This is a genomic window from Actinopolymorpha rutila (assembly GCF_013407855.1).
In the GTDB taxonomy this organism is placed as follows: Bacteria; Actinomycetota; Actinomycetes; order Propionibacteriales; family Actinopolymorphaceae; genus Actinopolymorpha; species Actinopolymorpha rutila.
Genome location: NZ_JACBZH010000001.1, coordinates 5,041,981 through 5,067,245, shown reverse-complemented (window position 1 = coordinate 5,067,245; position 25,265 = coordinate 5,041,981). Strand labels below are relative to the sequence as shown.

The following is a 25,265-nucleotide window of genomic DNA, read 5'->3' as shown; positions in this document are numbered from 1 at the left end:
GCGGCGATGACGCTGCGGGTGATCGGCGCCGGCTGGGCACGTACGGGCACCACCTCCATGAAGCGTGCGCTGGAACTACTCGGACTGCCCTGCCATCACATGCACGAGGTGTTCGAGCACCCCGAGCAGGCCGATCTCTTCCTCGAGGCGGCGAGGGGCGCGCCGGAGTTCGACTGGGAACGGATCTACGCCGGCTACGCGGCGACCGTCGACTGGCCGGGCAGCGTGTTCTGGCGAGAGCTCCTCGCCGCCTATCCCGAGGCGAGGGTCCTGCTGACGGTGCGCGACCCGGAGCGGTGGTTCGCCAGTTACCACGCCACCGTCTACCGCCCGATCGCGCTCGGCTGGGACGACCCGAGCGCCGAGAGGTGGAACGCCATGGTGCAGGAGGTGGTCGTCCGGCGCCTGTTGGACGGCGAGCCGCACGACCGCGAACACCTGGTAGCGGCGTTCGAACGCCACAACGCCGAGGTCCGGGCAACGGTCCCGGCGGACCGGCTGCTCGTCCACCACGTCGGCGACGGCTGGGAGCCGTTGTGCGCCTTCCTCGACCAGCCGGTGCCCGCGGAGCCGTACCCGCACCTGAACGAAAGTGCCACCTGGGGAGACCGGGCCGCCGACTAGGCCTGTCCTGAGCGTCCCTGCGAAGCGGTCTCACCGGTGCTAGCGTCCGATGGCCGCATCGGCGCGGTCACAGATGGCTGTGTCCTGCCGGTGACCGAACGACGCACTCCTGCGGGCCGATCGGCAACGGTGCGCGGGCAGATCGGGCCGAGTGTCCGAACACCGGAGGTCCAGATGGGCACAGGGATCATCATCGCCGTGATCGTGGTGGTCGCGCTGATCATCGTCGGCGTGGCCGTCGCGTTGCGACAGCGGGCAAAGAAGCAGGAGGAACGCCGGATCGCGGCGCAGGAGGCCCGCGACCGTGCGGTGGAGATCAGCCGGCAGGCCGCGGTGCACGACCGTGAGGCCGGACAACTGGGTAACCGTGCGCAGGAGGTGCGCACCGCCGCGGAGCAGCAGCTGGCCGAGGCCCAGCGGCTGGAGGAGGAGGCCCGGGCACGTGGGGAGCGCGCGCACTCCACCCGCGCCGAGGCCGAGGAGCACCTGCGCCGGGCCGACGAGCTCGACCCCGACCTGCGCGACGAGGACCGTAGGGACGGCCGGGTGGACGACGGCGCCGACGAGCCGGCGGACGTGCGCACGGACGACCGCGAGGACGTACGCGCCGGCGACCGCGGGGACGTACGCGCCGATGGCCGCGGGGACGTACGCGCCGATGGCCGCGGGGACGTACGCGCTGACGACCGGACCGACGACCTCGCCGCCGACCGGGCCGACGGTGAGCACCATCCGCACGGCGAACACCTGGCCGGCGGGCCCGTCGACGAAGGCGACCAGCCGGTGACGGGCGAGGAGCGTCACCGGGGTCCGCGGGGTTCCGTGGAGCACATGCGGGGCAGCGACTACGCGCAGCCCGGTCACGACCAGGCGGGTCACGACCAGGCGGGTCACGACCAGGCGGGTCACGACCAGGCGGGTCACGACCAGGCGGGTCACGACCAGGCCGGCTACGACCAGGCGGGTCACGAGCAGGCCGGCCGCGACCAGCGGGCGTACGACCAGGGTGGTCACGACCAGCCGACCGCCGAGCGCCCCGCCGCCCAGCCGGGCGAGGAGCAGGCGTTCGGCCAGAACCCCGACGAGCGGACGTACGACCAGGCAGGCGACGTCGACTCCGACGGCCGCCATCGGGAACAGCGGGCACCGCACCCCGACCAGCCCGCCTGAGGTCGCGGGCCGGCAGCGGTCCCGGACCGCTGCCGGCCGCACGTGTCCTCGCGCCGCTTCGTCGCGGCGCGAGGACGCAGCCGGATCGCTCGGTTACGGTGAGTCGTGAGCTGAGGTGATCCGGCCCGGCTCGCCACCCCGCCGGGTGAGGAGACCGGGATGAGCCGACCAGATCCCGACGTATCGGGTGCCTCCAGCGCCGCGGGTTCGGGCCACACTGTGCTGGTGGCCATGGTCGCCGCCCTCGGTGGTTTCCTCTTCGGCTACGACACCGCGGTCATCAACGGCGCGGTCGCCGCGGTTCGGGACACGTTCCACGCCTCGCCCGGAGTGCTGGGGTTCGCGGTGGCCGCCGCACTGCTCGGATCGGCCCTCGGCGCGTGGTTCGCCGGGCCGCTGGCCGGTCGGATGGGCCGGATCCGGGTGATGGTCATCGCAGCCGCGTTGTTCATGGTGAGCGCGCTGGGGTCCGGGTTCGCGTTCTCGATCTGGGATCTCGCGGTCTGGCGGTTCATCGGCGGCATGGGCGTGGGCGCGGCGTCGGTGATCGCACCGGCGTACATCGCGGAGATCTCGCCCGCCCGGATACGCGGCCGGCTCGGTTCTCTGCAGCAGTTGGCGATCGTGACCGGCATCTTCATGGCGTTGCTGGTCGACTTCGGCCTGGTCGCGGCCGCTGGTGGTGCGACCAGGGAGCTGTGGTTGGGGCTGGACGCCTGGCGCTGGATGTTCCTGTCCCTGATGATCCCCGCGCTGGCGTACGGCATCCTGGCGCTGCAGATCCCGGAGTCGCCGCGCTACCTCGTCGCCCGCAAACGGCTGGTCGAGGCGCGGGAGGTCCTGGTGCAGTACGTCGGCGGCGACGTCGACGTGAAGATCGTGGACATCCAGCGCACGCTCGGCACGGACCGGCGCTCCCGGCTGGGTGACCTGCGTGGTCCGCGACTCGGCCTGCTGCCGATCGTGTGGGTCGGGATCCTGCTGTCGGTGTTCCAGCAGTTCGTCGGCATCAACGTGATCTTCTACTACTCCTCGGTGCTGTGGCAGGCCGTCGGCTTCAGCGAGCAGAACTCGCTCGTCATCACGGTCATCACCTCGGTGACGAACATCGTCACCACCCTGATCGCGATCGCCACCATCGACCGGATTGGCCGCAAGCCGCTGCTGCTGATCGGCTCGGCGGGCATGGTCATCACGCTGGGGACGTTGGCGTACGCGTTCGGGACCGCGCCCCTCGTGCACGGCAAGCCCGCGCTGGAAGGGGTGATGTCGCCGCTGGCCCTGATCGCGGCGAACGTCTACGTCGTGTTCTTCGGCCTGAGCTGGGGACCGGTGGTGTGGGTGCTGCTCGGCGAGATGTTCAACAACCGCATCCGTGCGCAGGCGCTGGCGGTGGCGGCGGCCGCGCAGTGGCTGGCGAACTTCACCGTGTCGACGACCTTCCCGGTGCTGCAGCAGATCGGGCTGGGATTCGCGTACGGGCTCTACACGTTCTTCGCCGTCCTGTCGTTCCTGTTCGTCGCGCGCGGCGTGCGGGAGACCAAGGGCAGGGAGCTGGAGTCGATGTGAGGGCTCCGGCTCGCCTTCCCCTGCCTTCGGTCGGTCAGGTCGCGGAACCGACCGCAGGCTTGGCGATCCCGGCATCGAAGAGCGCGTTCGCGACCTTCTCCAGCAGCCGCCAGTCCTCCTGGAGCGGACGCCGCAGCGAGGGGTTCTCGAGAACGGTGTCCAGGGTGACGTACTCCGCACCGAGGTCCGCGAGGTCCGCCACGTCGTCCAGGATCTGCGACATGGTGCCCTCGCCAGTCAGCCGTTCGGCGTCGTCGCGCCGGGTGTCGCCCGGGTTTGCGCGGATCCGCGGGCTCAGCACCGGCACGTCGCGGCCGGCGGCGTCGGCCTCTTCCCGCAGGCCGGGCATTCCCTTCGTACGCAGCCAGCCCGGACGCGGGTTGATCGGGTGCCACGCGTCGCCGTAGGTCACCGCCCGTCGTAGGCCGGCCCGGCTGGAACCGCCCACCCAGATCGGCGGGTGCGGCCGGCGTACCGGCGGGGGGCCGCTGTAGACGTCGCGGAACGACACGAACTCGCCCTCGTAGGTCGCGCGTTCGGATGTCCAGAGCGCCTTGACAGTGGCGAGGTACTCGTCGGTGACGTCGCCCCGTCGCCTGAACGGTGGTGCGTTCAGTGCGGCGAACTCCGACTCCGACCAGCCCACGCCGACCCCGAGCACGACCCGCCCTTTGCTGAACTGGTCGATGGCGGTCGTCATCCGCGCTGTCAACAGCGGGTTGCGGTAGGGCGCGATCGCCACGGAGGTGCCGAGCTCGAGGTGCTCGGTGACACCGGCCAGCCAGGCCATCGCGGTGAACGGCTCGTAGAACGGCTCGGGGTAGAGGTCGGCGACGTCCTGGGTGACCGCCGCGTGGTCGGAGATCATCGCCAGGGAGAAGCCCGACCGTTCGGCGAACCTCGCCCAGCCGAGCAGCGCGTCCGGGCTCGTGCCCGCACCGAAGTTGATGACGTTGACGCCGAGCTTCACCGGCCCGCACCTCCCGCCGCGAGCACTGCCAGGTAGCGGTCGAACGGTTCCCGCGCTCCGTCGGTGGGCTGGTGGGTGACGGTCTCCGGTGCGGCCTCGCGCAGGATCCCCTGCAGCCGGGTGAGGTCCGGTCGCGGCGTACCGCCGAAGTCCGGGACGTACTCCTTCGGCGCGGCGTACACGATCCGGGCCGCTCCGGCCACCAGCGTCGCGGTGTGGCACATCGCGCACGGCTCGCAGGTGGACACCACGACCGCTCCCGTGAGGTCGCCGCCGCCGAGCTTTCGGCAGGCGTCGCGTACCGCCTCGACCTCGGCGTGCGCGATCGGGTCGGAGTCGCGGCCGGCGGTGTTGACGCCGGTTCCGAGCACCTGGCCGTCGCGGACCACGACGGCGGCGAACGGCAGTTGGCCCGCGTCCGCGTTCGCCGTGGCCAGGGTGAGCGCCTGGCGCAGGTAGGGGAGCAGGTCGTCGTCGGCCCCGTCCTGGGGCCGGCCATCGGGGTGGTCCGGGGAGACCGGTGTCGTCGTCATGAGCCCAGACGCTAAACCGTGACGTCGGCGTGAGGGTCAAGACACGATCAGGGTTACGCTCCACCGCATGCGCATCGGAGAGTTGTCCAGGCGGAGCGGGGTCAGCGTGCGCGCGCTGCGCTACTACGAGGAGCAGGGCCTGCTGGCGTCGCGGCGCTGCCCCAACGGCTACCGCGAGTACGACCAGTCGGCAGTCGCCCGGGTCGGCCAGATCCAGTTGCTGTACTCCGCGGGCCTGTGCAGCGCGAAGATCGTCGAGCTGCTGCCGTGCATCCGGTCCGACGGCGAACGCGTGATCCCCTCCGCGGGCCTGGTGGGCGACCTGCAGGTGGAGCGCACCCGCATCCTGCGCCAGATCGAGGAGTTGGCCGCGTCGCTGCGCGTGCTGGACGGCGTGATCGCCGCGGCCGACCCGAGCGAGCCTCCGGCTGTCGCGGCCTCCGCTGGGTGACTTTTCGGCGTGACACGATTGAAGGAGGCCGGCCGCCTGCCCGCGCCGCCGATCGGGTGATTTGCTCCGGATGCCGGGTCCGCGCCGGATGACGTACGAGTGCGTACAACCACGTACAACGACGAACAACACCGTGTCGAGGGGGAGTCATGGGGGCAAGCCACTGGGAGTTCGAGCCGGGGCACACCGGCGCGGAGTTCACCGCGAGGCACATGATGGTCGCCTACGTGCGGGGACAGTTCAAGGACGTGCACGGGTCGGTCGTCGTCGACCCGGACCACCTCGACCGTACGCGGATCGAGGCGACGATCGACGCCACCAAGGTCTACACCGGTGAGCCGGCGAGGGACGCGCACCTGCGCAGCGCGGACTTCTTCGACGTCGAGAACCACCCGACCTGGACGTTCGTCGGCGGCACGGTGGAGCGGATCGGCGCTTCGGCATTCGAGGTGACCGGCGACCTCACGATCCGCGGCGTGACGCGCCCGGTCACGTTGCACGTGACCTACCTCGGTCAGTGGGACACGCCGTGGTGGGAGGAAGGGCGTGACCTCGGCCCGCGTCGCAGGGCCGGGTTCGTGGGGCGTACGAGCATCAACCGGCACGACTTCGGGGTCAGCTGGAACGACTCGGTGGACCGGGGCGGTGTGGTGGTGAGCGACCTGGTCGACGTCACCGTGGACGTCGAGGCGGTCCTCCAGCCCGAGCTCGCCGGCGTCTGAGTCTTCGTCGAGGGTGTCGAAGAACCCGGCATCGACTAGCCTGCAGATCATGCCGACATCCGGACCTTATGTCGTCGCGGTCGACGCGGGCGGAACCCAAACCAGGGTTGGCTGTTTCGGCCTCGACGGTGCGCTGCTGGCGCGGGGTTTCGGAGCAGGTGGGTCGCCCTCCCACAACCACACCGCGGCCGAGAACGTCTGCTCCACGATCGCCGGGGCGGTGACCGGTGGCGGACTCGCGGTCGAGGACGCGGTCGCGATGACGGCGGGCGTGGCGGGGTACCCCATCGACGGCGAAGTTGACTGGATCGACGCCTTCTTCGACAGCTGTGTAGTAACCTGCCCGCGGCAGGTCGTCAACGACGCGGTGATCGCGCATCGAGGCGCCCTCGCCGGAGTGCCGGGAATCATCGTCGTCGGCGGTACCGGTTCGATGATCGCGGCCATCACCGCGGACGGAACGGTGCTCGAGAGCGGCCGGTTCCAGCACTATGCCGGCGGGGCACGGCACCTCGTCTACGACGTGATGCATCGCGTCCTGCTCGGCGACCACGTTGACGCCGATCGGAAGCTGATCGAGACGGTGCTGGCCTGGTGGGGAGCCCGCGACGTCGCGGACCTTCGGCGGATCGTCCTCGGGCTCGGCGGCCTGGACTACAACGACGTGAAGCGTCGGTACGGCAGTCTGGCGCCGGCGATCACCGCTGCCGTCGACTCCTCTCCGCTCGCCGACGCCGCGGTGACCCGCCTGGCCGAGAAGACCGCGGCCGGGGTACGCCTGCTGGCACCGTTGGTCAGCGGCGCCTCCGTGCCGGTGGCGCTCGCGGGTGCGCTGGCGACCGCGCCCGGGTTCGCCGAGCGGCTCGGGCGGCTTCTGACCGTCGGATCGGCACCCGCAATCAGCGTCGCCAGTGCCGCACTCGATCCGCTCAGTGGGGCGGCACTGATGGCGTTGCAGTCCGTCGGCGTATCCGTCACTCCGCAACTCCTCAGCCGGCTTCAGGTGTCGACCGACCGCTGATCAGGGTCGGCCATTGCTGACCGGCATGCGTGGGCCTGCCGTGCCGTCGGCGCCTTCTCCGGTTGGGCGTCTCCGAGCCGGGAGTACCTCCCGTGAGTAGTGCGGTGCCAGGTTTTTGTCCACAGGTAGCGGATCGGGTTGTGCATCGGGTCTCCTTGTGGACAACGGATCTCGTGTCGGCGGTGGCCTCTAGACTTCGAACATGCATTCGACGACGCAGGACCTTCCCGGCGCAGGCGGCAGCGGCGCCGTCGCCCGCTTGAGGGCTGCGCTGGGTATGTTCCGCGCCGGGATGGACGAGGCACTGTCCACCCCCACCGCCTGCCTGGAAGCGCGCGAACTCGGCGAACTGATCAGCGAACTGGCCGTGGAGAAGGCGCGCGCGGACGCGCTCACCCTGACCTGGGTACGCGAGGCCGAAGCCCGCGACGTCGGCAAAACCACGGGTGCTGCGACCACCGCGGCATGGCTGCGCACCGCGCAGCGGATGTCGAAGACCGAGGCCTCCGCCACCGTCGGCCTGGCCCGGGACCTGGACCGCACGGTCACATTGACCGCCGCCGCTCTCGCCCGTGGAGAGCTGTCGTTCAAGCATGCGCAGGTGATCGCGTTCGCGGTCAAGGACCTGCCCACCTGGATCGGACCCGAACAACGCCTGAAGGCCGAGGAGTACCTGATCACCTGGTCGAAGCGGCGTAACCCCGACGACGTGCGCCTGCTGGGGCGGGCGTTGCTGCAGTACCTCGCACCAGAGGAGTGGGAGCGCCGGCTCGGGAAGGAGCTCGGCGACGCCGAGCGTGCCGCGGAACGTAAACGGTCCCTGCGCTACCTGGCGAACGGGATTCCGGGGTCGGAGACCGTGGTGATCAAACTGCCGGCGGTGGAGATGGAAGCCCTGCGGAAGATGATCGAGGCGCTGATCGCCTCCGACACCCGGCCCGACCCCGACGACCGCCCCCTCGACCAACGGCGTGGAGATGCCTTCGCCGAACTCCTCGCCCAGTGGGCGCAGCAGCAGGCATCGCCCAACCGCGGCCGCGGACGCGACTGCGTCACCGTGCTGATCGGACTGCAGCAGCTGATGAACGGAACCGGGTTCGGCACCATCGACGACCTCAACCCCGTGCGCCTCATGCCCTGCAACTGCCAAACCCCCGACGCCAAACGCCAAGCCCAGCGCAAGACCCAGCGCAAGGCCCGACAGCAGAACACGAACACCGGCGGTGCCACAGGCGCCAAGCCCAAGAAGCCCGCTCGCAGCAATGGCACCGACGGCACCGGGGACACCGAGTGCGAAGCCGGGACTGGTGGCGGTGTCATCGACCCGGAAGCAAGGACGGACCCCGGCGAGACCACCGCGCCAGCCCCGACCGGTGACCTAAGTACGGCCGGTGTCGAGTGCACAGCGGCTACGCGGGAAGGTCAACCAGACAAGGAGAAACCACCGGGCGATCCAGCTGGAGCCGCTGATCGGATACCCGAACCGAGAGACCCTGGCCAACACCCACAACCACATACCGCAACCGGGGCGGATCCAACAGGTGAAACGGATCCGGCAACCGACGCCGATCCTGAAGTCGAGCAGGGTGCGGTGGTGCCGGAGGCTGCCATCGACCCCGACGATCCCATAGACCCCCACGACGGCTGCCAGAAGTGCGGTAGTGGTGGATCGGCCAGCATCCTCGGCCTGCGCGGCGAACCGCTCTCGGTCGCCACCATCCGCCGGATGGCGTGCGACGCCAACATCATCCCCGTGGTGCTCGGCGGCAACGGCGAAGTCCTCGACGTCGGAGAGGCCGACCGGTTCTTCACCGAGGCGCAGCGCCGCGCATTGGCGATCCGGGACGGGTCCCACTGTCACTTCCCCGACTGCCAGGTTCCCGAGCGGCGCTGTGTCGCCCACCACATGACGGCCTGGGACGACTTCGGACCGACGGATCTCGCCAACGGTGTGCTGTTGTGCAAGTCGCATCACACGTTCGTCCACCACAGAGGCTGGACGGTCCGTATGGGTGCACACGGACACCCCGAATACATTCCACCGGAGTGGGTGGACCCGCAGCAGAAAGTGCGGCGCCCGTGAGTCCCGCGAGAAGTGGTTCCGACCGTCAACAAGGTCTTGACGACCTGGCAGCGGTATGCCCTGGAGCCCTACGCAGTGGAACGATGCGTCGCGCGGTCCGCCGCGTACAACGCGAAGACCGCGTCGTTATGTACGTCCTCGCGGCCTTCCACCAGGCCGGGCGAGGTGAACTCCCGGACGAACCCCATGCCGATGCGTTCCATCACCGCACGCGAGCGCCGGTTGTGCCGTTCGGTGAACGCCACCACCTCGTCGGCACCGAGGTGGTCGAACGCGAACGCCAGCCCCGCCCGGCCCATCTCGCTCGCGTACCCCTGTCCCCAGAAGCGGTCCCGCAGATTCCAGCCAAGCTCAAGGCACTGCGACCCGTCGACGACGGCGCGGGACAGCCCGCCCCGCCCGATCAGCTCGTCGCGCCTGGCCAGCTTGCTGTCGGCCCGGGCGTAGGCGACCCACTTGTGCACTCCGTCGCGTTCCCACGCCGCGCCCCACTCGGCCGCGTTGGTCCGCGCGGCCTCCATGGACCACCGGCCCGCGTGCCACTCCGCCACCGCCGCGTCTTGGTGCATCGTCCACAGATCCTCGGCGTGCTCGGGCCCGACCGGTTCGAGCCGGAGCCGGTCGGTGAACCTGGTACGGATCGCCTTCGCCACCACATCACGCAGCCGCCGGTCGCCGTCGAAGCGGTCGACCATCATCAGATCGAGGTCCGCCGGTCCCACCCAGGCGTACGCGTCGTGCTTGCCCTCCTCCAGCCGGGGCGCGGTGAGGTCGCCGTCCACCTCGACGAGATAGTCCAGCTCCCGGCGTACGACACCCTCGTGGGACCACTCCCAGTCGGCGACCACCGCCTCGATGCTGCGCAGCCGCCAGCCGGTTTCTTCCTCGACTTCCCGGGCCAGCGCCTCCTCCGGCGTCTCGCCGGCCTCGACGTGCCCACCCACGACGTCCCAGATCCCGGGCAGCAGCCGACGGTCCGGGCTCCGGCGTTGGGCGTAGACCCGATGCTGGGAGTCGCGGATGAGGGCGCCGACGCAGGCAGGTTCACGCATCCCGCAAGGCTATCCAGCCACCGGCCGACGGAGGCAAGTCAAGGACCTCACGGGCGCGTGTCATCCGGCGCGGGCGCACCACCTCGGCACACCACCTCCCCAGGGCCGGACATGCCCCGGGACATGCCCCGGCCGGACATGCCTGGGAACCCATTACGGCTTCGGCAGGGGCCGTGGCCGCATCCCGCCCGCGCACGACGCGGAGGAAGCCTGGTCGCGGCCGACGACGACGGACTGCCCGAGGTCGTTGTAGCCGGTGCGCGAGTCCCACACGCCGGTGTTGGCGAGCTGGATCGCGTACGCCGCGTGGTAGCTGGTGTCGGTGCCGGGGAGCAGAGCCTGGGACCGCAGCCGGGGTTCGGGAGCGGGCAGGTCGAGGGACAGGGCGTACCTACCCGGCGGGAGGCTGGCGCAGACCCGGGCGTTCACCGCGATCGGCGTGCCTGGCTCCCAGCGGCGCGGGTCGACCGGCAGCGGCACCTCGTACGACCGGTGTGCACCGGTGAGCACCAGCCGGACCGAACGCGGGTTGTACGGCGCGGCGAAACCGTCGTTGCGCAGGCCCAGGTTGACAGCGAACGAACGACCCGGCCGTACGCCGTCCGCGAAGTCACCCGTGGTCAGCCGCAGCCGGTACCCCAGCCGCCGCCTGGCCTCCTCGATGTTCGCGCCCCAGCTGCCCAGCACGTCCTGGTTGTAGTCGGAGTTGAGGTAGCTGTAGTGGTAACGCTCCATCTCCGCCACCGCGCTCGGCCATTCCGAACGCGGCGGGTCGACGTTGCACGTCTCACCGCCGACCGGGACGAACCTCGAGTCCTGGGCGAGGTACTCCTGGTCCAGCGTGATCGGGTCGGACAGGAAGGTGCCGAAGTCGTCCGGGCTGGCGAGGAAGCAGTCGTTGTGGTGCCCGATGCGGGCGACGGGCGTACCCGAGTACGCCTCCGCTGGGGTGAGCGCACCCTCCTTGCCGGTGGGCCGCCCAACCGTCTGCTGCTTCATCAGCATCGTGCGCACCTGGATGGTGCGGGTGGTCGGCAACGCGCGCAGCAGGGCGAGGAACACCTCGCGCCGGTTGGCCCAGTCCTGCGGCGTGACGTTCTCCGGGTGGAGGGGGTCGGCGACGAAGTAGTCGGTGTAGTAGCCCTCGCCCCACAGCCCGATGAAGCCGGCCTGCACGGTGGCGATCACGTCCGCGTTCGCCCGCAGGACCGGCGCGAGCTGGGCGATGTGGCGCAGGACGCGTTCCTTCGGCGCGTCACCGTACGGCGGCTGGTAGGGCCAGTCGTCCTTCGGCTGCGCGTACGCGAACCTCACGATCACCTTGACCCCGGCCGAACGGGCGGTGGCGAAGTCGGCCCGGACCCGCGCCAGGTACGCGGGGTCGATCGTGTCGGTGCTCGCGAACTTCTCCAGGTAGAAGACCCGCAGGATCTGGGAGACGTGCTCGCGTTCGCGCCAGCCGCGCAGGGTGGCCAGGTCCAGCGGCTCGTACCCCGAACCGTCGGCGCGGAAGTGCGTCTCGGTGTGGTGGTAGAAGCCACGCTCGGGGTTGGCGATGTTCTCGGTGCTCGGCGCGTAGGTCCGCTCGGTGCGGTGCCCTTCGCCGGAGCCTGCGGCGCGAGTGGCCGCGGACGGCGAGGAGGAGCCGGATGACGTGGTGGTCGACGACGCGAACGCGGGCAGGGCGGGTAGCAGGGCCAGGCCGCACACGAGCGCGACGGTTGCGGACAGTCTCCTCGGCACGCGTGCCTCCTGCGATGGGCTTGCACGGCTACGGCTGACTCCGCACGCTACCCACGCGGCTGAGTTCATGACGCCGAGCGCGTGCGCATTGGCCACATCCGGCTCCGCCGCGCTTGCTCAGCGGTACGAGCGGAAGACCGTCCCGTTCGCACTCTTTCCAAGATCACGAGTGACGCGAGACGATCACGCGAGCACCGTGGCGGGGGAGTGTGCCCGTCGCCGGCGCTTCGGCGCGGACGTACGTCGCCGGTCACGCGTCGTGCCGGTCGTCGGCACGGCATGAGGAGGACAGCATGGGGTTTCCACCCGTTCGAACGCGAACGGCGTTGAGCGCGGTCGCGAGCTTGGTCGTCGCCGGGCTGGTGACGGCCGCGGGGCCGGCCACCGCCGCCGTCGCGCCGGCCACCGCATCGGCGACGACTGCCACCGCGGCCACCGCGCCGGTCGCGGCCACCAAGGCGGTGACCAAGGTCGCGCACGCCCGCACCGCCGCCACAGCCGCCGACGCAACCGCGGACACCTCGCGGGGGACTCCGGTCGACCTCGGTGCGCTGTTCGTCGGTGCGCACCCCGACGACGAGTCCGGCGCCCTGTCCACCTTCGGTCAGTGGGGTGAGGACCACGACGTACGCACCGGGGTCATCACCGTCACCCGGGGCGAGGGCGGCGGCAACGCGGTCGGCCCGGAGGAGGGCCCCGCGCTGGGCCTGATCCGTGAGGCGGAGGAACGCCGCGCGGTCGGCAAGGCCGACGTCACCGACGTGTTCAACCTGGACAAGGTCGACTTCTTCTACACCGTGTCCGCGCCGCTGACCGAGCAGTTGTGGGACCAGCAGGACACGCTGGCGAAGGTGGTCCGGATCGTCCGCCAGACCCGGCCGGAGATCCTGGTCACGATGGACCCCGCGCCCTCACCCGGCAACCACGGCAACCACCAGGAGGCGGCCCGGCTGGCGATCGCCGCCTACTACGCCGCCGCCGACCCCAAGGCGTTCCCCGACCAGATCACCAAGGAGAAGCTGAAGCCGTTCGCGCCGTCGAAGGTGCTGCTGAGCCGGGCGCGCGGTACCGGACCGTCCGGGCCGTCCTGCGTGAACACGTTCACCCCGGTCGACCCGTCCCAGGACATCTACGGCGTCTTCTCCGGCAACGTCTCGCGTGAGCAGGGGAAGACCTGGGCACAGATCGAGCGCGAAGCCCAGCGCGAGTACGCCTCGCAGGGCTGGGCGGGCTTCCCCGACGCCCCCTCCGACCCGGCGCAGCTGGGCTGCGACCGGTTCACCCAGGTGGCCTCGCGGGTTCCGTACCCGAAGGTGGGTACGGAAGCCGCCGCCGAGCCGGACGCGATCCTGGACGGCGCGCTGACCCGGCCCGACGGCACCGTCCCGCTGGGCACGCAGCTGAAGGTGAACAGCGACTTCGACGTACGCCCGGGCAAGCCCACCACCGTGCGGGTGCACGTGACGGCACCGGGCGGTGCGAACCTCGGCCAGTCGTCGGTGACGCTGCGCGCCCCGGACGGCTGGCAGGTCGCGGGTGACGGCGCGCTCGGCCGGGTACGGCCCGGCGGCTCGGCCACCGCGACGTTCACGGTGACCCCGCCGGCGACCCAGCCCAAGGGTGACCCGGTCAGTGAGCGGTCCCGGCTGGAGGCGTTCCTCACCACCGGTGCAGGCAGCGGGTACGCGGCGGCACAGGTCCAGCTGACCCCGGACGTCGCGACCCAGCAGCAGCTCCTGCCGCAGGTCTCCTCGTTCGAGACGTGGGCCCGGCAGGTCGGCGCACCGCAACTGCGCGGCTTCGTCGTTCCGGTCCTCACCATCCCGTCCGGCGGCGAGCGGGCGATCGACTACACGGTCACGAACAACTCCGACACCACCCGGTCCGGCACCGTCAAGCTGACCTTGCCGGACGGGTTCGCCGCGAACGCGGCCGAGAAGCCGTTCACCGACCTGGCCGCGGGCGCCACCACGAAGGTGACGTTCACGGTGCGCAACACCGACGCCTCGCTGCCCACCTCCAACGCGGGCGGCACCAAGGGAGCGGCGCCCGGCGACTACGCGTACACCGTCACCACGACCACGGCCGACGGCGCCACCTCGGTGAGCAACCCGGCCCTGGAGCTCGTGCCGGCGACCACGGTCGATCAGGCCGCGGCCGCACCCACCGTGGACGGCAAGGTGAGCGACGGCGAGTACCCCGGTGAGGCGCTGGACATCTCCCGGCTGTGGGAGGGCTCGCCGTGTGACTCCGCGGCCGACTGCTCGGGCACGGCGCACGTGACCCGTGCGGGCGACACGATCTACGTGGCCGTGGAGGTACGCGACGACACCGCCGGTACGCCGCTGGCGACCAGCGACTGCAAGCGGCACTGGCGTACCGACAGCGTCGAGATCGCCCTGGACCCGCGCGGCACCAGCGAGAACACCGCCTCGACGTTCAAGCTGGGCGTGCTGCCGTTCACCGCGGAGGGGCCGGCGTGCGCGCTGCGCGACGCCGACAACCACCAGGGCCCGATCGCGCAGACCGCACCGGGGGTGAAGTTCGCGAGTACGGTCAGCTCGCCGTACACCGGATACACCGTGGAGGCCGCGATCCCGCTGGCCGAACTCCCCGCCTCGGTCGACCCGGACAAGCTCGGCCTGAACATCCTCGTCTACGACTCCGACACCCAGGACAAGACGGGCCAGACGCGGATCGGCTGGTCCACCTGGGGTGGCGTGCAAGGCGACCCCTACCGCTGGGGACTCGCCCGGCTGGCCGGCTACCAGCCGCCCGCGGACCGGCCGACAGCCGACCCGGTGGTGCCCAACACCGCGCTGCGCAGCGTGGAGTCGCCGCAGACGGTCGAGCAGTCGGTGCGGGTCAACGTGCCGCTGTCGGGCGGTACGGCCGCACCCCTCGGTGACAGCGGCTGGCTGGTCGGCGCCCGGTGGAGCAGGGACGTCCTGACCGCCGACCTGAGCAGCACCGGTGCCGGCGAGGCGCACGTGTTCGTCGTGGACGACAAGGGCACGGCGGGCAGCGCGGTCGTCTCCGTCGACGGCCCCGGGCGCACCGCGGTGAAGGTGCCGCTGGACCGCGCGTTGGCCGGGCACCCGCGGGTGCTGGCCGGCTGGGAGGCGAAGTCGGGTGCCGGCACGCTCGCGTCGAGGGTGCCGCTGCGGAAGTAGCCCGGTTCGGGGGCGGAACGGCTCCGCGAGGGTTCGCAACCGATCCGCAACCGATATCGCAACTGGTTCCGCCGACGGCGTAGCGCGATCGCCGTCGGCGGAATCGGCTGGCGCTCCCACCGTGGTGTCGGCCAGGCTTCCCGGATCCGCGGCTGTGCGGACCGGCGCTGGGACCGGCCCGACCGGATGACGCGGAGCGACGAGGAGGTGGCCCGATGCGGATCCTGGTCCTGGGCGGAACGGTGTTCCTGTCCGCAGCGGTGGCCGCCGAGGCGGTGGAGCGTGGCCACGAGGTCACCTGCGCGGCCCGCGGCAGCAGCGGTGAGCCGCCGGCCGGAACGACGTTCGTCCGCGTCGACCGCGACGACCCGGACGGGCTGGCCCCGCTGGCCGGCAGAGAGTTCGACGCGGTGGTCGACGTCGCCCGCCTGCCCAGTCAGGTCCGCCAGGCGGTGGACACGCTCGCAGACGGCGTACGCCACTGGACGTTCGTCTCCTCGATCAGCGTCTACAGCGACAACTCCACGCCGGGGCAGAACCCGCACACCGGGCCCGTGCACGCCCCGCTGTCCGCGGACGCCGACGAGCGCGACGTGGAGAACTACGGACCGGCGAAGGTCTCCTGCGAGCAGGCGGTGCTCGCCGCGCTCGGCGACCGGGCCAACGTGGTGCGCGCCGGGCTGATCGTCGGTCCGGGTGACGGCAGCGACCGGTTCACCTACTGGCCGGTTCGGCTGGCGCGCGGCGGCGAGGTGCTCGCACCTGGTGCCCCCGAGGAGCCGGTGCAGGTCGTCGACGTACGCGACCTCGCGGCCTGGATCGTCCGGTCCGCGGAGACCGGTGTGGTGGGCGTCTTCGACGCCACCGGGCCGGCCGTGGGGCGCGGTGAGCTCCTGGACCGGGTCGCGGCCGGGGTGGGCGCCGAGCCGAAGCTGACCTGGGTGGACCAGGAGTTCCTCGAGGCGCAGGAGGTCAACCCGTGGGCGGGGCCGCGGTCACTGCCGGCCTGGCTGCCGCTCCCGGAGTACGCCGGAATGCTCGACCACGACGTCAGCGCGACGCTGGCCGCCGGGCTGGCGGTCCGCGACCTCGCCCAGACCGCACGCGACACTCTGGCCTGGGCCCGGGAGAGCGGCCGCGACAAGACCGACCCGGCCGACCTGCACGCCGGGCTGACCGCGGCGGAGGAGGCCGACGTCCTCGCCGCCTGGCACCGGCGGTGAGCAGACCCGGCGTACGTGACCACTCCGGCGCCGCCCAGCCCCGTCAACGCGTGACCGAGCCTAGGATCTCCCCATGAACTGGCCTCGTTGAGCTTCCAGCCGGTCCCGCCGCCGCGCGGCGGGGCACGCTGACCTGCCGGCCGATCGCGCTCGCCGGATCGGCCGGCTGTTCGTCGTCTTCTCCGGGCTGGACGACGCGATCTTCCTGTACCCGCTGTACACCCTGCTGTTCGCCGACAGCGGGCTGTCCACCAGCGAGATATCTGTCCTGCTCAGCCTGTGGGCAGGTGCCGCGTTCGTCCTCGAGGTGCCCTCCGGCGTCCTCGCCGACCGGCTGTCGCGACGCCACCTGCTCGCCGTCGGAGCGGTGCTGCGGGCCGCCGGGTTCGTCCTGTGGGTCTGTCTGCCGTCGTTTCCGGCCTTCGCGGTCGGCTTCGTGCTGTGGTCCGCGCAGGGCGCGCTCAAGTCCGGCACGCTGCAGGCACTGGTGTACGACGAACTCGCCGCGGTCGGCGCCGCGTCCACCTACGACCGGTTGCTCGGCCGGGCCGCGGCCGCCGAGGGGACTGCCGGACTGGTCGCGACCGCGCTGGCCGCCCCGATCTTCGCGCTCGGCGGCTACCAGGTGGTGGGGTGGGCCTCGGTGGCGATGGGGCTGGCGCAGGTGCCGGTGGCGCTGGCGTTCCCCGACGTACCCCGTACCGGCGCCGAGTCCGAGCCGACCGGGTTACGCGCGTACGTCACGACGTTGCGGGCGGGCGTGGCCGAGGCGGTCCGCGACCCGACCGTACGCCGGCTCACGTTGCTGACCGGTCTGCTGCCCGGGCTGGTCGCCTTCGACGAGTACCTCCCGCTGCTGGCCCGGGCGGTCGGCGTCCCCGACCCGTACGTCCCGCTGCTGATGGTGGTGCCCGGGCTGGCCATGGTGGTGGCGGCGCTGCTGGTCGCCGCCCGGCGGTGGCGGTACGCTGTCGCGCCCGTCGCGCTGGCCGTCGCGGGCTTCCTCGTCGGTGCCGGGGCGGCCGCCACGTCCACGATCGGCGTGGTCGCGATCGGGGTCGGCATCGGCGCCTTCCACCTGGCCAGGCTGCTGCTCGACGCGCGGCTCCAGCACGCGATCAGCGGGCCGGCCCGGGCCACCGTGACGTCGCTGTCCGGCGTGCTGTCCGAGGGAGCCGCGCTGGCGGTGTTCGCCGCGTTCGGAGTCGGCTCGGTGTGGCTGCCGATGGGCTGGCTGTTCGTCGCCGACGGTCTCCTGGTGGCGTTGTGCGCGGCGTACGTGACGGCGGATGTCGTACGCGGGCGGCGGACGTGCGACCCGGGACGGGTCAGGCCGAGCCGCCGGCAACGCGCGGGCGAAGGTCCCACGCGGTGACGTCGACCACCCGGTCCGCGCGGGCGATCCCGGCCGCCACCAGGTCGGCGTTGCGCTGGTCGGAGCCGGTCGCGAACGCCTGCGCCATCGCCGGCGATCTGCCGAACTCCTGGTGCCGGCGGAGCAGCCGGTCCATCCGGACGTCGTGCTCGGTGACCACGAACCAGCACGTGTCCAGCAGCACGCGCACCTGTCGCCAGGGCTCGTCGGCGAGCAAGAGGTAGTTGCCCTCGGTCACGACCAACGGGGTGTCCGGAGCCACCGGCAGCGAGCCGGCCACCGGTTCCTCCAGGACGCGGGAGAACGCCGGTGCGTAGACCGTGCCTTCGCCCGGGTCCCGCAGCCGCCGCAGCAGGGCGAGGTACCCCGCGGCGTCGAAGGTGTCCGGCGCGCCCTTGCGGTCGGCGCGTCCGAGCCGCTCGAGTTCGGCCTGGGCGAGGTGGAAGCCGTCCATGGGTACGTACACCGCGGCCGGTGCGAGGTCTGCGACCAGGCGTTCGGCCAGGGTGGACTTCCCGGCGCCGGGCGCCCCGACGATGCCGAGGACGCGCCGCCGGCCGGGGGAGGCAAGCGTGCCTGCCTCGGCCAGCAGCTCTGCGTACGTCACCGCACCGCTCTGCGCAGGCGCCACACCGTGACGCGTCCGTCGACCGGACCGCCCGCCCCAGGCGTGACCCGCAGTGTCCACGGCGGCGGCGACTGCGGGTACAGGCGGCAGGTGAGCACCTGGCCGGCCGCGAACAGTTCGGCCACCGACCCGTCCACCAGCAGGCGAAGCTGCACGCTCACCCGGTCCTCGGCGTCCCCAGCGTCCCCGCCGGTCGCGCTGGTCGCGCTGGTCGCGCTGGTCACCGCATCGGTGATGGTGAAGGTGCCCCGGTGCGACCTCGGGTCCCGGCTCGCCGCGTCCCGGTCGACGGCCAGCGTTCCGGCCCGCCAGTCGACGAGCAGGTCCAGGTGCTCGGCCTCGCCCGTGTCCTCCGCGCCGGAGGCGAACAGTCGCACCCGTGTGGGTTCGCGGTCGGCGCCGGAAGCGGTGAGCGCGAGGTCCAGCTCGAACTGCGCGGGCACGTCCGCCACGTCCACGGAGGACCCGGCTTCCAGTGGGCCCTCGACGGAGGCGATCGCGCCGTCGCGGAGCGCGGCGAGCTCGGCCGGCGGATGCCAGCGGGGTTCACCCGCGTCGGTGACAGTGAGGACCCGGGGCAGGGTGAGCATCCCGGACCAGTCGGCCTCGACCGAGGCGGCGGTCTCGCGGCCCTCGGTGACCCAGCCCCACACCAGCACCCGGCCACTCGGGTCGCGCATCACCGACGGCGCGTAGAAGTTCGGGCCCTGGTCGGCGCGCCCCGCCGGCCCCGGGTCGGCGAGCCGGTCGGCCTGGTCGCGGCCGGTGAGCGAGAGCACGTGGGTGATGCCCATCGAATGGTCGTACGCGCCGACGAGGAGTACGCCCCACTCGCCGAGCGCGGCGTACTGCGGGCACTCCCACATCATCCCGGTGTCGTGGCCGGTGCCCTCGTCGGTACGCCGCCGGCTCGCGAACGGCCCGACGTAGGTCCACCGCGCCAGGTCACTCGACTCGTACAGCCGCGCCTGGCCGAGCGCGCCGCCGTCAGCACCGTCAGCACCGTCTGCGCCAGCTCCGGCGAGCCCGGCGCCGACGATCATGCACCACCGGCCGTGGTGCCACCACACGAACGGGTCCCGGAACTGCACCGGCGACTCCGAGGCGTCCGGCGGATCGACCATCGGGACCGAACCGGTGAACTCGAACCCGTCCGCCGACTCGGCCCGTCGTACGGGCTGGAACGGGTTCGCCGGGTCGAACGCGGAGTAGAACGCGTACAGCCGGTCGTCCGCCGCCACGGTGTTGCCCGACCAGCACCCGTCCTCGTCCGGCGTGCCGGGGGAGGGCGCGAGCGCGGGCTGGTGCAGCGTCCAGGTCACCAGGTCGGTGCTGGTCGCATGGCCCCAGTGCACGGGCCCGGTGCGGGGAGTGTCGAAGACCTGCTGGAAGTAGAGGTGGAAGGCGCCCCGGTAGTGGACCGGGCCGTTCGGGTCGTTGACGTAGCCATCCACCGAGCGCACGTGGAAGTGCGGCGCGTGGTGGTCGTTGGGTTGTGCGGGCACCGTGCCAACGATGGTGCCAGGGGATCGTCGCGGTCAACCAGCCATCCGCCACCTCTACGGGCTGAAGCCGGACATCGGGCTTGGCCGCCGTGGGTGGAGCGTCCATCCTGATCGCGAACACGCATTGGTACTCACCATTCATCGGGTTCGTACGCCTCGAGGAGCCCCGCATGTGGCCACGACCGATGTTCCCCGCCTGCCCTATGTGGCTCACGCGGCATTCCCGAACAGCGTTGCTCGTGGCCCTGCTCGCGGTGGTGTGCCTGTTCACCGGGCTCGCCGCGGGGCCGGCGTCACCGGCGTACGCGAGTGGGCTGCGTGGCGACTTCGTGGTGACACCGGACGGCAGCTATCTCGCAGTGTCGGGATACGACCGCACCCGCGGGGCCGACCAGCTCCTCGTCTACACGCCGGCGTGGGGCGAGTCGACCCGGCAGAACCAGTGGGGTGCCGAAGCGGTGGTCGACGGCGGCGTCATCACCAAGCTCACCGCCCCCGGCATCGGCGGAGACGCCCCGGTCCCTGCCGGCGGGGACACCCTGTCAGGCCACGGGCAGGCCGCGACCTGGATGGGTGCCCACCTGCGCGTCGGCATGCGGATCGAGCTCCGCAAGGACGCCATCATGGCCACCAGCCACACGGACACCACCACGGTCACCAAGGTCGACCCCGCGCCGCCGTGGGAGTTCCCAGGCGGGCGCGGGCCCGACGAGCTGGTGGTCTACACCCCGGCGTACTCCGAGGCGACCACCGGAACCAACCAGTACGGCGTCGAGGCGGTTGCCGAACGCGCGGGCTCCGGCTACCGCGTCACCGCCGTCGGTGGCAACAACTCCACCATCCCCGCCAACGGGATCGTCCTGTCCGGGCACGGCACGATGCTCGCCTGGATCCAGCAGAACGTCATTCCGGGAACGCTGCTCACGCTGTCGGACGACACCGCGGGTGCCACCCTGTCGGCGACCATCGACGCCATGTCGTACCTCTACGCCGGGCAACTCGCCGTCGACGCCGCCCAGGACCGGATCGACGCCGCGCGGGCATCCTTCGCCGACGCACCGCTCGACCGGGCCACCGGCACGCTGGCGCAGGCGCGCGGTCAGCTCACCCAGGCCGGCGACAAGCACGAGGCCGGTGACGACCGGGGCGCGATCGAGACCGCGGACCAGGCCGCGACGACCGCCGTACAGGCCGGAGAGCTCACCGCGGAGTCCGACGCGGTGGAGGCGAGGGCCGTCTGGCACCGGCCGACCGAGACCAGTCCGGCAGCCGTCGACGCGACCGTCGCGGCGATGGCTTCGGCCGGCTTCAACCAGCTGTATCTGGAGACCTTCTGGGGCGGCCAGACGATCTACCCGAGCGCCTTCACGGACCAGAATCCCGCGTTCGCGGGCTGGGACCCGCTGGTGGCCTACGTCGCGGCAGCGGACCGCCACGGCGTCCACCTTCACCTGTGGGTGCACAGCTTCTTCATCGGCTTCTCCGGTGGCGACGCGGGGGCCGGTCCGGTCGTGCGCGACCATCCCGAGTGGCTGGTGAAGGACCGGGCGGGCCGAGTGGTCAGTACCACCGAGCCGGGCTACTACTTCCTCGACCCGGCGATCCCGGCCGCGCGGGCGTGGCTGTTGCGGGTGTTCACCGAGGCTGCGAGCAGGTACGACGTGCCGGGCGTCCAACTGGACTACATCCGCTATCCCTCCCAGGGCTCGACCTCCGACCAGGTGTCGTCCTACAACGACCTGGCCCGCGCCCGGTTCGAGGAGCGCTACGGCGCCGACCCGGCACAGCTGCACCCTGGTGACACGCTCTACCAGACCTGGCTGGACTGGCAGACAGAGCAGGTCACGACCTTCGTCCGGGAAGCGCGGGCCGCGCTGCCGAAGGGCACCATCCTCTCCTCGGCGCTGGAGACGACCGACAACGCCGCCGACGTCGCGAAGTTCCACCAGGACTTCGCGTCCTGGGTGCGGGCGAGGTTGCTGGACGTCGTCGTACCGGAGGTGTACTCCGTAGGCACCGGCGACGTACACGACAGGTCTGCCGACTTCGTGACGCAGGTCGGTACCAACGCCTTCACCTCGATCGGGATCGCGCCGTCGTTCCTGGCCGCGCCCGCGGAAGCAAGTGTCTGGCAGGTGGTCGCCGCCCGGGAGGCGGGTGCGACCGGGCAGGCCCACTTCGTCTGGCACTCCCTGGACGCCGAGCACCAGGCCGCGCTGGCCCGGTCGGTCTACCGGCGGAAGGCGTTCGACCCGCAGGCCGATCCGGTGGGAGGTGCCGCGGCGGAGGTCGCGGACATGCTGCGCCGGGTCGACGGGGTCTACGCCGCCGCGCTCCAGGGTGACCAGGATCGGCTCGTCGCGACCCTCACCCAGCTGCGCCGTGACCTCACCGCCCACCAGTTGCCGGTGGCCGCTCGTCACCTCGCCGTGGTGCGGCACGCGGTGGCCGGCGTGGACGGGCCGGCACCGGTGCGGGACCATCTTCGCGCCGACGTGGACCTCGTTCAGCGGATCCTCGACACGGCCCGCCCGGACGGCTGGCCCACCGGGCGGTGAGCCGGCAGGTCGGTGAGCCAGCCGCTCGGTGGGTCGGCCGCGGGTCAGAGGCCGACGACCCGGCCGGAGGTGACGCTCTCGTGCACGGCGGCCACGACGGCGGTGACCGCGACACCCTCGGCGACGCTGGGTACGCTCACCGGCTCGCCACGCAGCAGGCCGGCGAAGTCGCGGGCGATCTCCGCGGCCACGCCGACCAGCCGGCCGTCGCGTTCCACCGTCGAGTGGTGCAGCCACTGCAGGGACGGCCCGGCGAAGTGGACGCCCTCGTCGGATCCGTCCACCCGCACCGCGGCCCGGCTGCCGACGAGTTCGTACCGGAAGTCGAACACGCTGGGATAGGACTCGGGCAGCACCCAGTGCGACTGCAGCGCGAGGGTGGTCCCGTCGTCGAAGGTCACCAGCGCGTGTACGCCGTCGTAGGTGTCGATGCCGTCCCGGGCCAGCTCGCGTCGCAGGCCGGTCGCGTAGACGGAGCGGGGAGTACGCCCGGACAGCCACAGCGCCAGGTCGACCGTGTGCGGCATGAGGAACCACGCCGGGGTGGTCCGTGCGGCCCACGACAGCATCCGTTCCGGCACGAACCTGGTGTCGTTGAGGTGGGCGCACTGGAAGAGCACGTCACCGACGGCGCCGTCGGTGATCTGCTGCCGTACGGCGACGAAGCGCGGGTTCCAGCGGTTCTCGAACGCCACCATCGCCGGGCTGCCCCCGGATTGCACCGCGGCCTCGATCTCCCGTGCCTGCCCGACGTCGGTGGCCACCGGCTTCTCCACCAGCAGGCCGATCCCCGCCCGGGCGACGGCGACCGCCGCGTCCCGGTGGGCGAAGTCCGGGGTGGCCACCACGACGCCGGCGAGGTCGTGCGCGGCGAGCAGGTCCTCGTGGTCCGCGTGGGCATCGGCGCCGAGCTCTGCCGCCAGCGCCGCTCCGGCGGGCGTCGGGTCGGCGACCCCCACCACGCGTACGTCCGGCAGCTGGCCGAGCGCCCGGGCGAACATCCGGCCACGGATACCGGCACCAACCACCCCGATGTCAAGCACCACTTGCCTCCTCGCGGTCGACGCCGTATGTCGACCTCTGTCTGTCGACCTCTGTCTGTCAACCCTGCCTTGTCAGGCCCGCCGGGCAACGCGTCGGGTCCCGAGCAGCGTCGTCCGGTCCCGTCGCCGCCCGCAACCCCCGCGACCTACATGGACCAGCGCCGACCGGACCTGGCCGCACCGAAATCACCGGGCCGGCAATCATCGAGCCGGCGATCATCGGGCCAGCAACTGGTACGTGACGGCGAACAGCACCACCGCGAGGACGGCACAGAAGACCAGCGTCGGCACGGTCGGCACCTCGCGCCCCGGCCGGTGCAGGGGGTGCGGGTCGTCGGTGAGAAGGCGCTCGAGGTCCCGGGCGAACTCCGCAGCGGTGCCCGGACGTTTCGCCGGGTCCCAGCTCAGCGAGCGGGTGAGGAGCCGGTCGAGCGCCGCGGGCTGGCCCAGGCGCGCCGCCAGGGGTGGCGGCCTGCTGTCGGCCCGGCGGTCCAGGACCGCCGCCGCGGTGCGGTCGGCGAAGGCCGGCTGCCCGTTGAGCAGGTGGTAGGTGACGGCGGCCACGGCGTAGACGTCGGCCCGGCCGTCGAAGCCGTCGGACTGGTGCGCCTGCTCGGGGGCCATGTAGCTCGGGGTGCCGGTCGTGACGGTGAAACCGGTGGCCTCGGCGAGCACCTTCGCACTACCCAGATCGGAGACCACGAGCCGAGGCGGCGTGCTGCGGTCGTCGATCAGCAGGTTGCTCGGTTTCACGTCGCGGTGGACGATGCCGGCGTCGTGGAGCACCTGGACGGCGTCGGCGGCCGCCACGGCGTACGCCAGCGCCTCCCGCGTGCTCAGCGAGCCCATCCGGTCGGCGAGGGTGCCGCCGGGGATGTACTCCATCACGAAGTAGGGCCGGGCTTCGTCGTCGTCGCTCAGCCCGACGTCGAAGACCCGCACGAGGCGGGGGTCGTCCACGCGGCGCAGCAGCCGCGCCTCCGCAAGGAAGCGCTCCCGCACGTCCGCGTTGTTCGCCCAGTTCTCGGCGAGCACCTTGATCGCGACGTCCGCTTCGAGGGCCGGATCCTCGCCCAGCCACACCGTCGCGAACGCGCCGGAGCCGAGCACGCGCCGCATGCGGTATCGCCCGACCTGTCTCATGGGGACAAGATTGTCCTATGAGTTCCTTCGCGGACCCGGTGCCGCTCTCTGAGTTGGTGGAGCGCGCGCGTTCGGGCGACCGCGACGCGCTCGAGGAACTGCTCGGCGTCATCCGTCCTCTGCTCGTCCGGCGCTGCTCACGCTTCCTGCCGCACCTCGACGACGCGGAGGAGGCCGCCCAGGACGCGCTGGTCGCGATCGCGCGGAACATCGGCGACTTCACCGGCAGCGGGTCGTTCGAGGGATGGATCACCGTGATCGCCTCGAACAGTGCCCGGATGACCTACCGGCGGCTGCGCCGGCGTGCGGCCGAGAACGGCGCCGCCGAGCTTCCCGAGACGGCCGACCCGCGCACCACGAGCGTGATGGCCGGAACCCGGCTCGACGTGATGGAGGCGCTTTCGGAACTGGAACGGAGCAAGCCTCAGGTCGTGGAGCCCTTCGTGCTGCGGGACCTCGGCTCGCTGCCGTACGAGGAGATCGCCGCGATCACCGGCACCTCGCTCGCCACGGTCCGCGACCGCATCCACGTCGCACGGAAGTTCATGCGGTCCGCGCTGAGGACCAGGCTGTGACCCCTCACCCGCACATCCTCGTCACGTCCTCATCCTGACCGGCAGCCAACGAACTGTGCTGTTCGTGCATCTGAGGGAGTGAACGGCGGAAACAGACCGCCCAT

The 25,265-nt window shown here is 71.7% G+C and carries 20 protein-coding genes; 12 read left to right on the top strand and 8 right to left on the bottom strand.

What is annotated here, in order from left to right:
- Window positions 1-6 precede the first annotated feature (6 nt).
- From F4554_RS22620 to F4554_RS22610, 3 genes are all read left to right on the top strand, one after another.
- Window positions 7-624 carry a sulfotransferase family protein gene (locus tag F4554_RS22620; protein ID WP_179789414.1) on the top strand — a complete coding sequence of 206 codons (618 nt, stop codon included), beginning with the start codon at window positions 7-9 and terminating at the stop codon, window positions 622-624.
- Between the two features lie 174 nt (window positions 625-798).
- Window positions 799-1,794 carry a hypothetical protein gene (locus F4554_RS22615; RefSeq protein WP_179789413.1) on the top strand — a complete coding sequence of 332 codons (996 nt, stop codon included), beginning with the start codon at window positions 799-801 and terminating at the stop codon, window positions 1,792-1,794.
- Window positions 1,795-1,953: 159 nt separating this feature from the next.
- Window positions 1,954-3,363 carry a sugar porter family MFS transporter gene (locus F4554_RS22610; protein ID WP_179789412.1) on the top strand — a complete coding sequence of 470 codons (1,410 nt, stop codon included), beginning with the start codon at window positions 1,954-1,956 and terminating at the stop codon, window positions 3,361-3,363.
- A gap of 34 nt (window positions 3,364-3,397) precedes the next feature.
- On the opposite strand, the gene F4554_RS22605 is transcribed toward F4554_RS22610, so the two are convergent.
- Window positions 3,398-4,333: a TIGR03619 family F420-dependent LLM class oxidoreductase gene (locus F4554_RS22605; protein ID WP_179789411.1), complete on the bottom strand. Its 936-nt coding sequence runs from the start codon at window positions 4,331-4,333 to the stop codon at window positions 3,398-3,400.
- Window positions 4,330-4,866, bottom strand: a complete 537-nt coding sequence (locus F4554_RS22600; protein WP_179789410.1) for a nucleoside deaminase — start codon at window positions 4,864-4,866, stop codon at window positions 4,330-4,332. Before F4554_RS22600 ends, F4554_RS22605 begins: the two co-directional genes overlap by 4 nt.
- 67 nt (window positions 4,867-4,933) lie before the next feature.
- Here F4554_RS22600 and F4554_RS22595 point away from each other — a divergent pair, with 67 nt between their 5' ends.
- The 4 genes from F4554_RS22595 to F4554_RS22580 all read left to right on the top strand — a co-directional run bounded on the left by F4554_RS22595 (window position 4,934) and on the right by F4554_RS22580 (window position 9,143).
- Complete coding sequence (locus F4554_RS22595) at window positions 4,934-5,317, top strand: MerR family transcriptional regulator (RefSeq protein WP_179789409.1); 384 nt, start codon at window positions 4,934-4,936, stop codon at window positions 5,315-5,317.
- Between the two features lie 149 nt (window positions 5,318-5,466).
- Window positions 5,467-6,039: a YceI family protein gene (locus tag F4554_RS22590; RefSeq protein WP_179789408.1), complete on the top strand. Its 573-nt coding sequence runs from the start codon at window positions 5,467-5,469 to the stop codon at window positions 6,037-6,039.
- 49 nt (window positions 6,040-6,088) lie between these two features.
- Complete coding sequence (locus tag F4554_RS22585) at window positions 6,089-7,060, top strand: hypothetical protein (protein WP_179789407.1); 972 nt, start codon at window positions 6,089-6,091, stop codon at window positions 7,058-7,060.
- Between the two features lie 202 nt (window positions 7,061-7,262).
- Complete coding sequence (locus tag F4554_RS22580) at window positions 7,263-9,143, top strand: HNH endonuclease signature motif containing protein (RefSeq protein WP_179789406.1); 1,881 nt, start codon at window positions 7,263-7,265, stop codon at window positions 9,141-9,143.
- 68 nt (window positions 9,144-9,211) lie between these two features.
- Here F4554_RS22580 and F4554_RS22575 read toward each other — a convergent pair whose 3' ends face one another.
- Together F4554_RS22575 and F4554_RS22570 are read right to left on the bottom strand one after the other, a co-directional pair.
- Window positions 9,212-10,195, bottom strand: a complete 984-nt coding sequence (locus F4554_RS22575; RefSeq protein WP_179789405.1) for a GNAT family N-acetyltransferase — start codon at window positions 10,193-10,195, stop codon at window positions 9,212-9,214.
- Window positions 10,196-10,348: 153 nt separating this feature from the next.
- A complete protein-coding gene (locus tag F4554_RS22570) occupies window positions 10,349-11,938 on the bottom strand; it encodes a DUF4832 domain-containing protein (RefSeq protein ID WP_337796163.1) in 1,590 nt (529 codons plus the stop codon).
- Window positions 11,939-12,231: 293 nt separating this feature from the next.
- Here F4554_RS22570 and F4554_RS22565 point away from each other — a divergent pair, with 293 nt between their 5' ends.
- From F4554_RS22565 to F4554_RS22555, 3 genes are all read left to right on the top strand, one after another.
- Window positions 12,232-15,111 (top strand): sugar-binding protein, encoded by a 2,880-nt coding sequence (locus F4554_RS22565; RefSeq protein WP_179789404.1) that lies wholly within the window; start codon window positions 12,232-12,234, stop codon window positions 15,109-15,111.
- Between the two features lie 215 nt (window positions 15,112-15,326).
- Complete coding sequence (locus F4554_RS22560; protein ID WP_179789403.1) at window positions 15,327-16,334, top strand: NAD-dependent epimerase/dehydratase family protein; 1,008 nt, start codon at window positions 15,327-15,329, stop codon at window positions 16,332-16,334.
- Between the two features lie 133 nt (window positions 16,335-16,467).
- Window positions 16,468-17,709 (top strand): MFS transporter, encoded by a 1,242-nt coding sequence (locus tag F4554_RS22555; protein WP_179791717.1) that lies wholly within the window; start codon window positions 16,468-16,470, stop codon window positions 17,707-17,709.
- Here the strand turns inward: F4554_RS22555 and F4554_RS22550 are convergent.
- Together F4554_RS22550 and F4554_RS33750 are read right to left on the bottom strand one after the other, a co-directional pair.
- Entirely contained in the window at window positions 17,663-18,316 is a 654-nt protein-coding gene (locus F4554_RS22550; protein WP_179789402.1) for a nucleoside/nucleotide kinase family protein, read from the bottom strand. The two genes, F4554_RS22555 and F4554_RS22550, sit on opposite strands and share 47 nt — an antisense overlap.
- On the bottom strand, window positions 18,313-19,842 hold the full coding sequence (locus F4554_RS33750) for a GH32 C-terminal domain-containing protein (RefSeq protein WP_179789401.1): 1,530 nt from the start codon (window positions 19,840-19,842) through the stop codon (window positions 18,313-18,315). Before F4554_RS33750 ends, F4554_RS22550 begins: the two co-directional genes overlap by 4 nt.
- A 170-nt stretch (window positions 19,843-20,012) precedes the next feature.
- On the opposite strand from F4554_RS33750, the gene F4554_RS22540 reads away from it, so the two are divergent.
- Complete coding sequence (locus tag F4554_RS22540; protein ID WP_179789400.1) at window positions 20,013-22,400, top strand: family 10 glycosylhydrolase; 2,388 nt, start codon at window positions 20,013-20,015, stop codon at window positions 22,398-22,400.
- 44 nt (window positions 22,401-22,444) lie between these two features.
- On the opposite strand, the gene F4554_RS22535 is transcribed toward F4554_RS22540, so the two are convergent.
- Both F4554_RS22535 and F4554_RS22530 read right to left on the bottom strand, forming a co-directional pair.
- Window positions 22,445-23,443 (bottom strand): Gfo/Idh/MocA family oxidoreductase, encoded by a 999-nt coding sequence (locus F4554_RS22535; RefSeq protein ID WP_179789399.1) that lies wholly within the window; start codon window positions 23,441-23,443, stop codon window positions 22,445-22,447.
- A gap of 216 nt (window positions 23,444-23,659) precedes the next feature.
- Window positions 23,660-24,586: a serine/threonine-protein kinase gene (locus F4554_RS22530; protein ID WP_179789398.1), complete on the bottom strand. Its 927-nt coding sequence runs from the start codon at window positions 24,584-24,586 to the stop codon at window positions 23,660-23,662.
- Window positions 24,587-24,603: 17 nt separating this feature from the next.
- On the opposite strand from F4554_RS22530, the gene F4554_RS22525 reads away from it, so the two are divergent.
- Window positions 24,604-25,161 carry an RNA polymerase sigma factor gene (locus tag F4554_RS22525; protein ID WP_179789397.1) on the top strand — a complete coding sequence of 186 codons (558 nt, stop codon included), beginning with the start codon at window positions 24,604-24,606 and terminating at the stop codon, window positions 25,159-25,161.
- Window positions 25,162-25,265 lie beyond the last annotated feature (104 nt).

Coding starts and splice junctions, on each gene's coding strand:
- F4554_RS22620 (WP_179789414.1), top strand. CDS start 7: ATGACGCTGCGGGTGATCGGCGCCGGCTGGGCACGTACGGGCACCACC.
- F4554_RS22575 (WP_179789405.1), bottom strand. CDS start 10,195: ATGCGTGAACCTGCCTGCGTCGGCGCCCTCATCCGCGACTCCCAGCAT.
- F4554_RS22540 (WP_179789400.1), top strand. CDS start 20,013: ATGTGGCCACGACCGATGTTCCCCGCCTGCCCTATGTGGCTCACGCGG.
- F4554_RS22610 (WP_179789412.1), top strand. CDS start 1,954: ATGAGCCGACCAGATCCCGACGTATCGGGTGCCTCCAGCGCCGCGGGT.
- F4554_RS22560 (WP_179789403.1), top strand. CDS start 15,327: ATGCGGATCCTGGTCCTGGGCGGAACGGTGTTCCTGTCCGCAGCGGTG.
- F4554_RS22580 (WP_179789406.1), top strand. CDS start 7,263: ATGCATTCGACGACGCAGGACCTTCCCGGCGCAGGCGGCAGCGGCGCC.
- F4554_RS22590 (WP_179789408.1), top strand. CDS start 5,467: ATGGGGGCAAGCCACTGGGAGTTCGAGCCGGGGCACACCGGCGCGGAG.
- F4554_RS22595 (WP_179789409.1), top strand. CDS start 4,934: ATGCGCATCGGAGAGTTGTCCAGGCGGAGCGGGGTCAGCGTGCGCGCG.
- F4554_RS22530 (WP_179789398.1), bottom strand. CDS start 24,586: ATGAGACAGGTCGGGCGATACCGCATGCGGCGCGTGCTCGGCTCCGGC.
- F4554_RS22565 (WP_179789404.1), top strand. CDS start 12,232: ATGGGGTTTCCACCCGTTCGAACGCGAACGGCGTTGAGCGCGGTCGCG.
- F4554_RS22525 (WP_179789397.1), top strand. CDS start 24,604: ATGAGTTCCTTCGCGGACCCGGTGCCGCTCTCTGAGTTGGTGGAGCGC.
- F4554_RS22615 (WP_179789413.1), top strand. CDS start 799: ATGGGCACAGGGATCATCATCGCCGTGATCGTGGTGGTCGCGCTGATC.
- F4554_RS22600 (WP_179789410.1), bottom strand. CDS start 4,866: ATGACGACGACACCGGTCTCCCCGGACCACCCCGATGGCCGGCCCCAG.
- F4554_RS22585 (WP_179789407.1), top strand. CDS start 6,089: ATGCCGACATCCGGACCTTATGTCGTCGCGGTCGACGCGGGCGGAACC.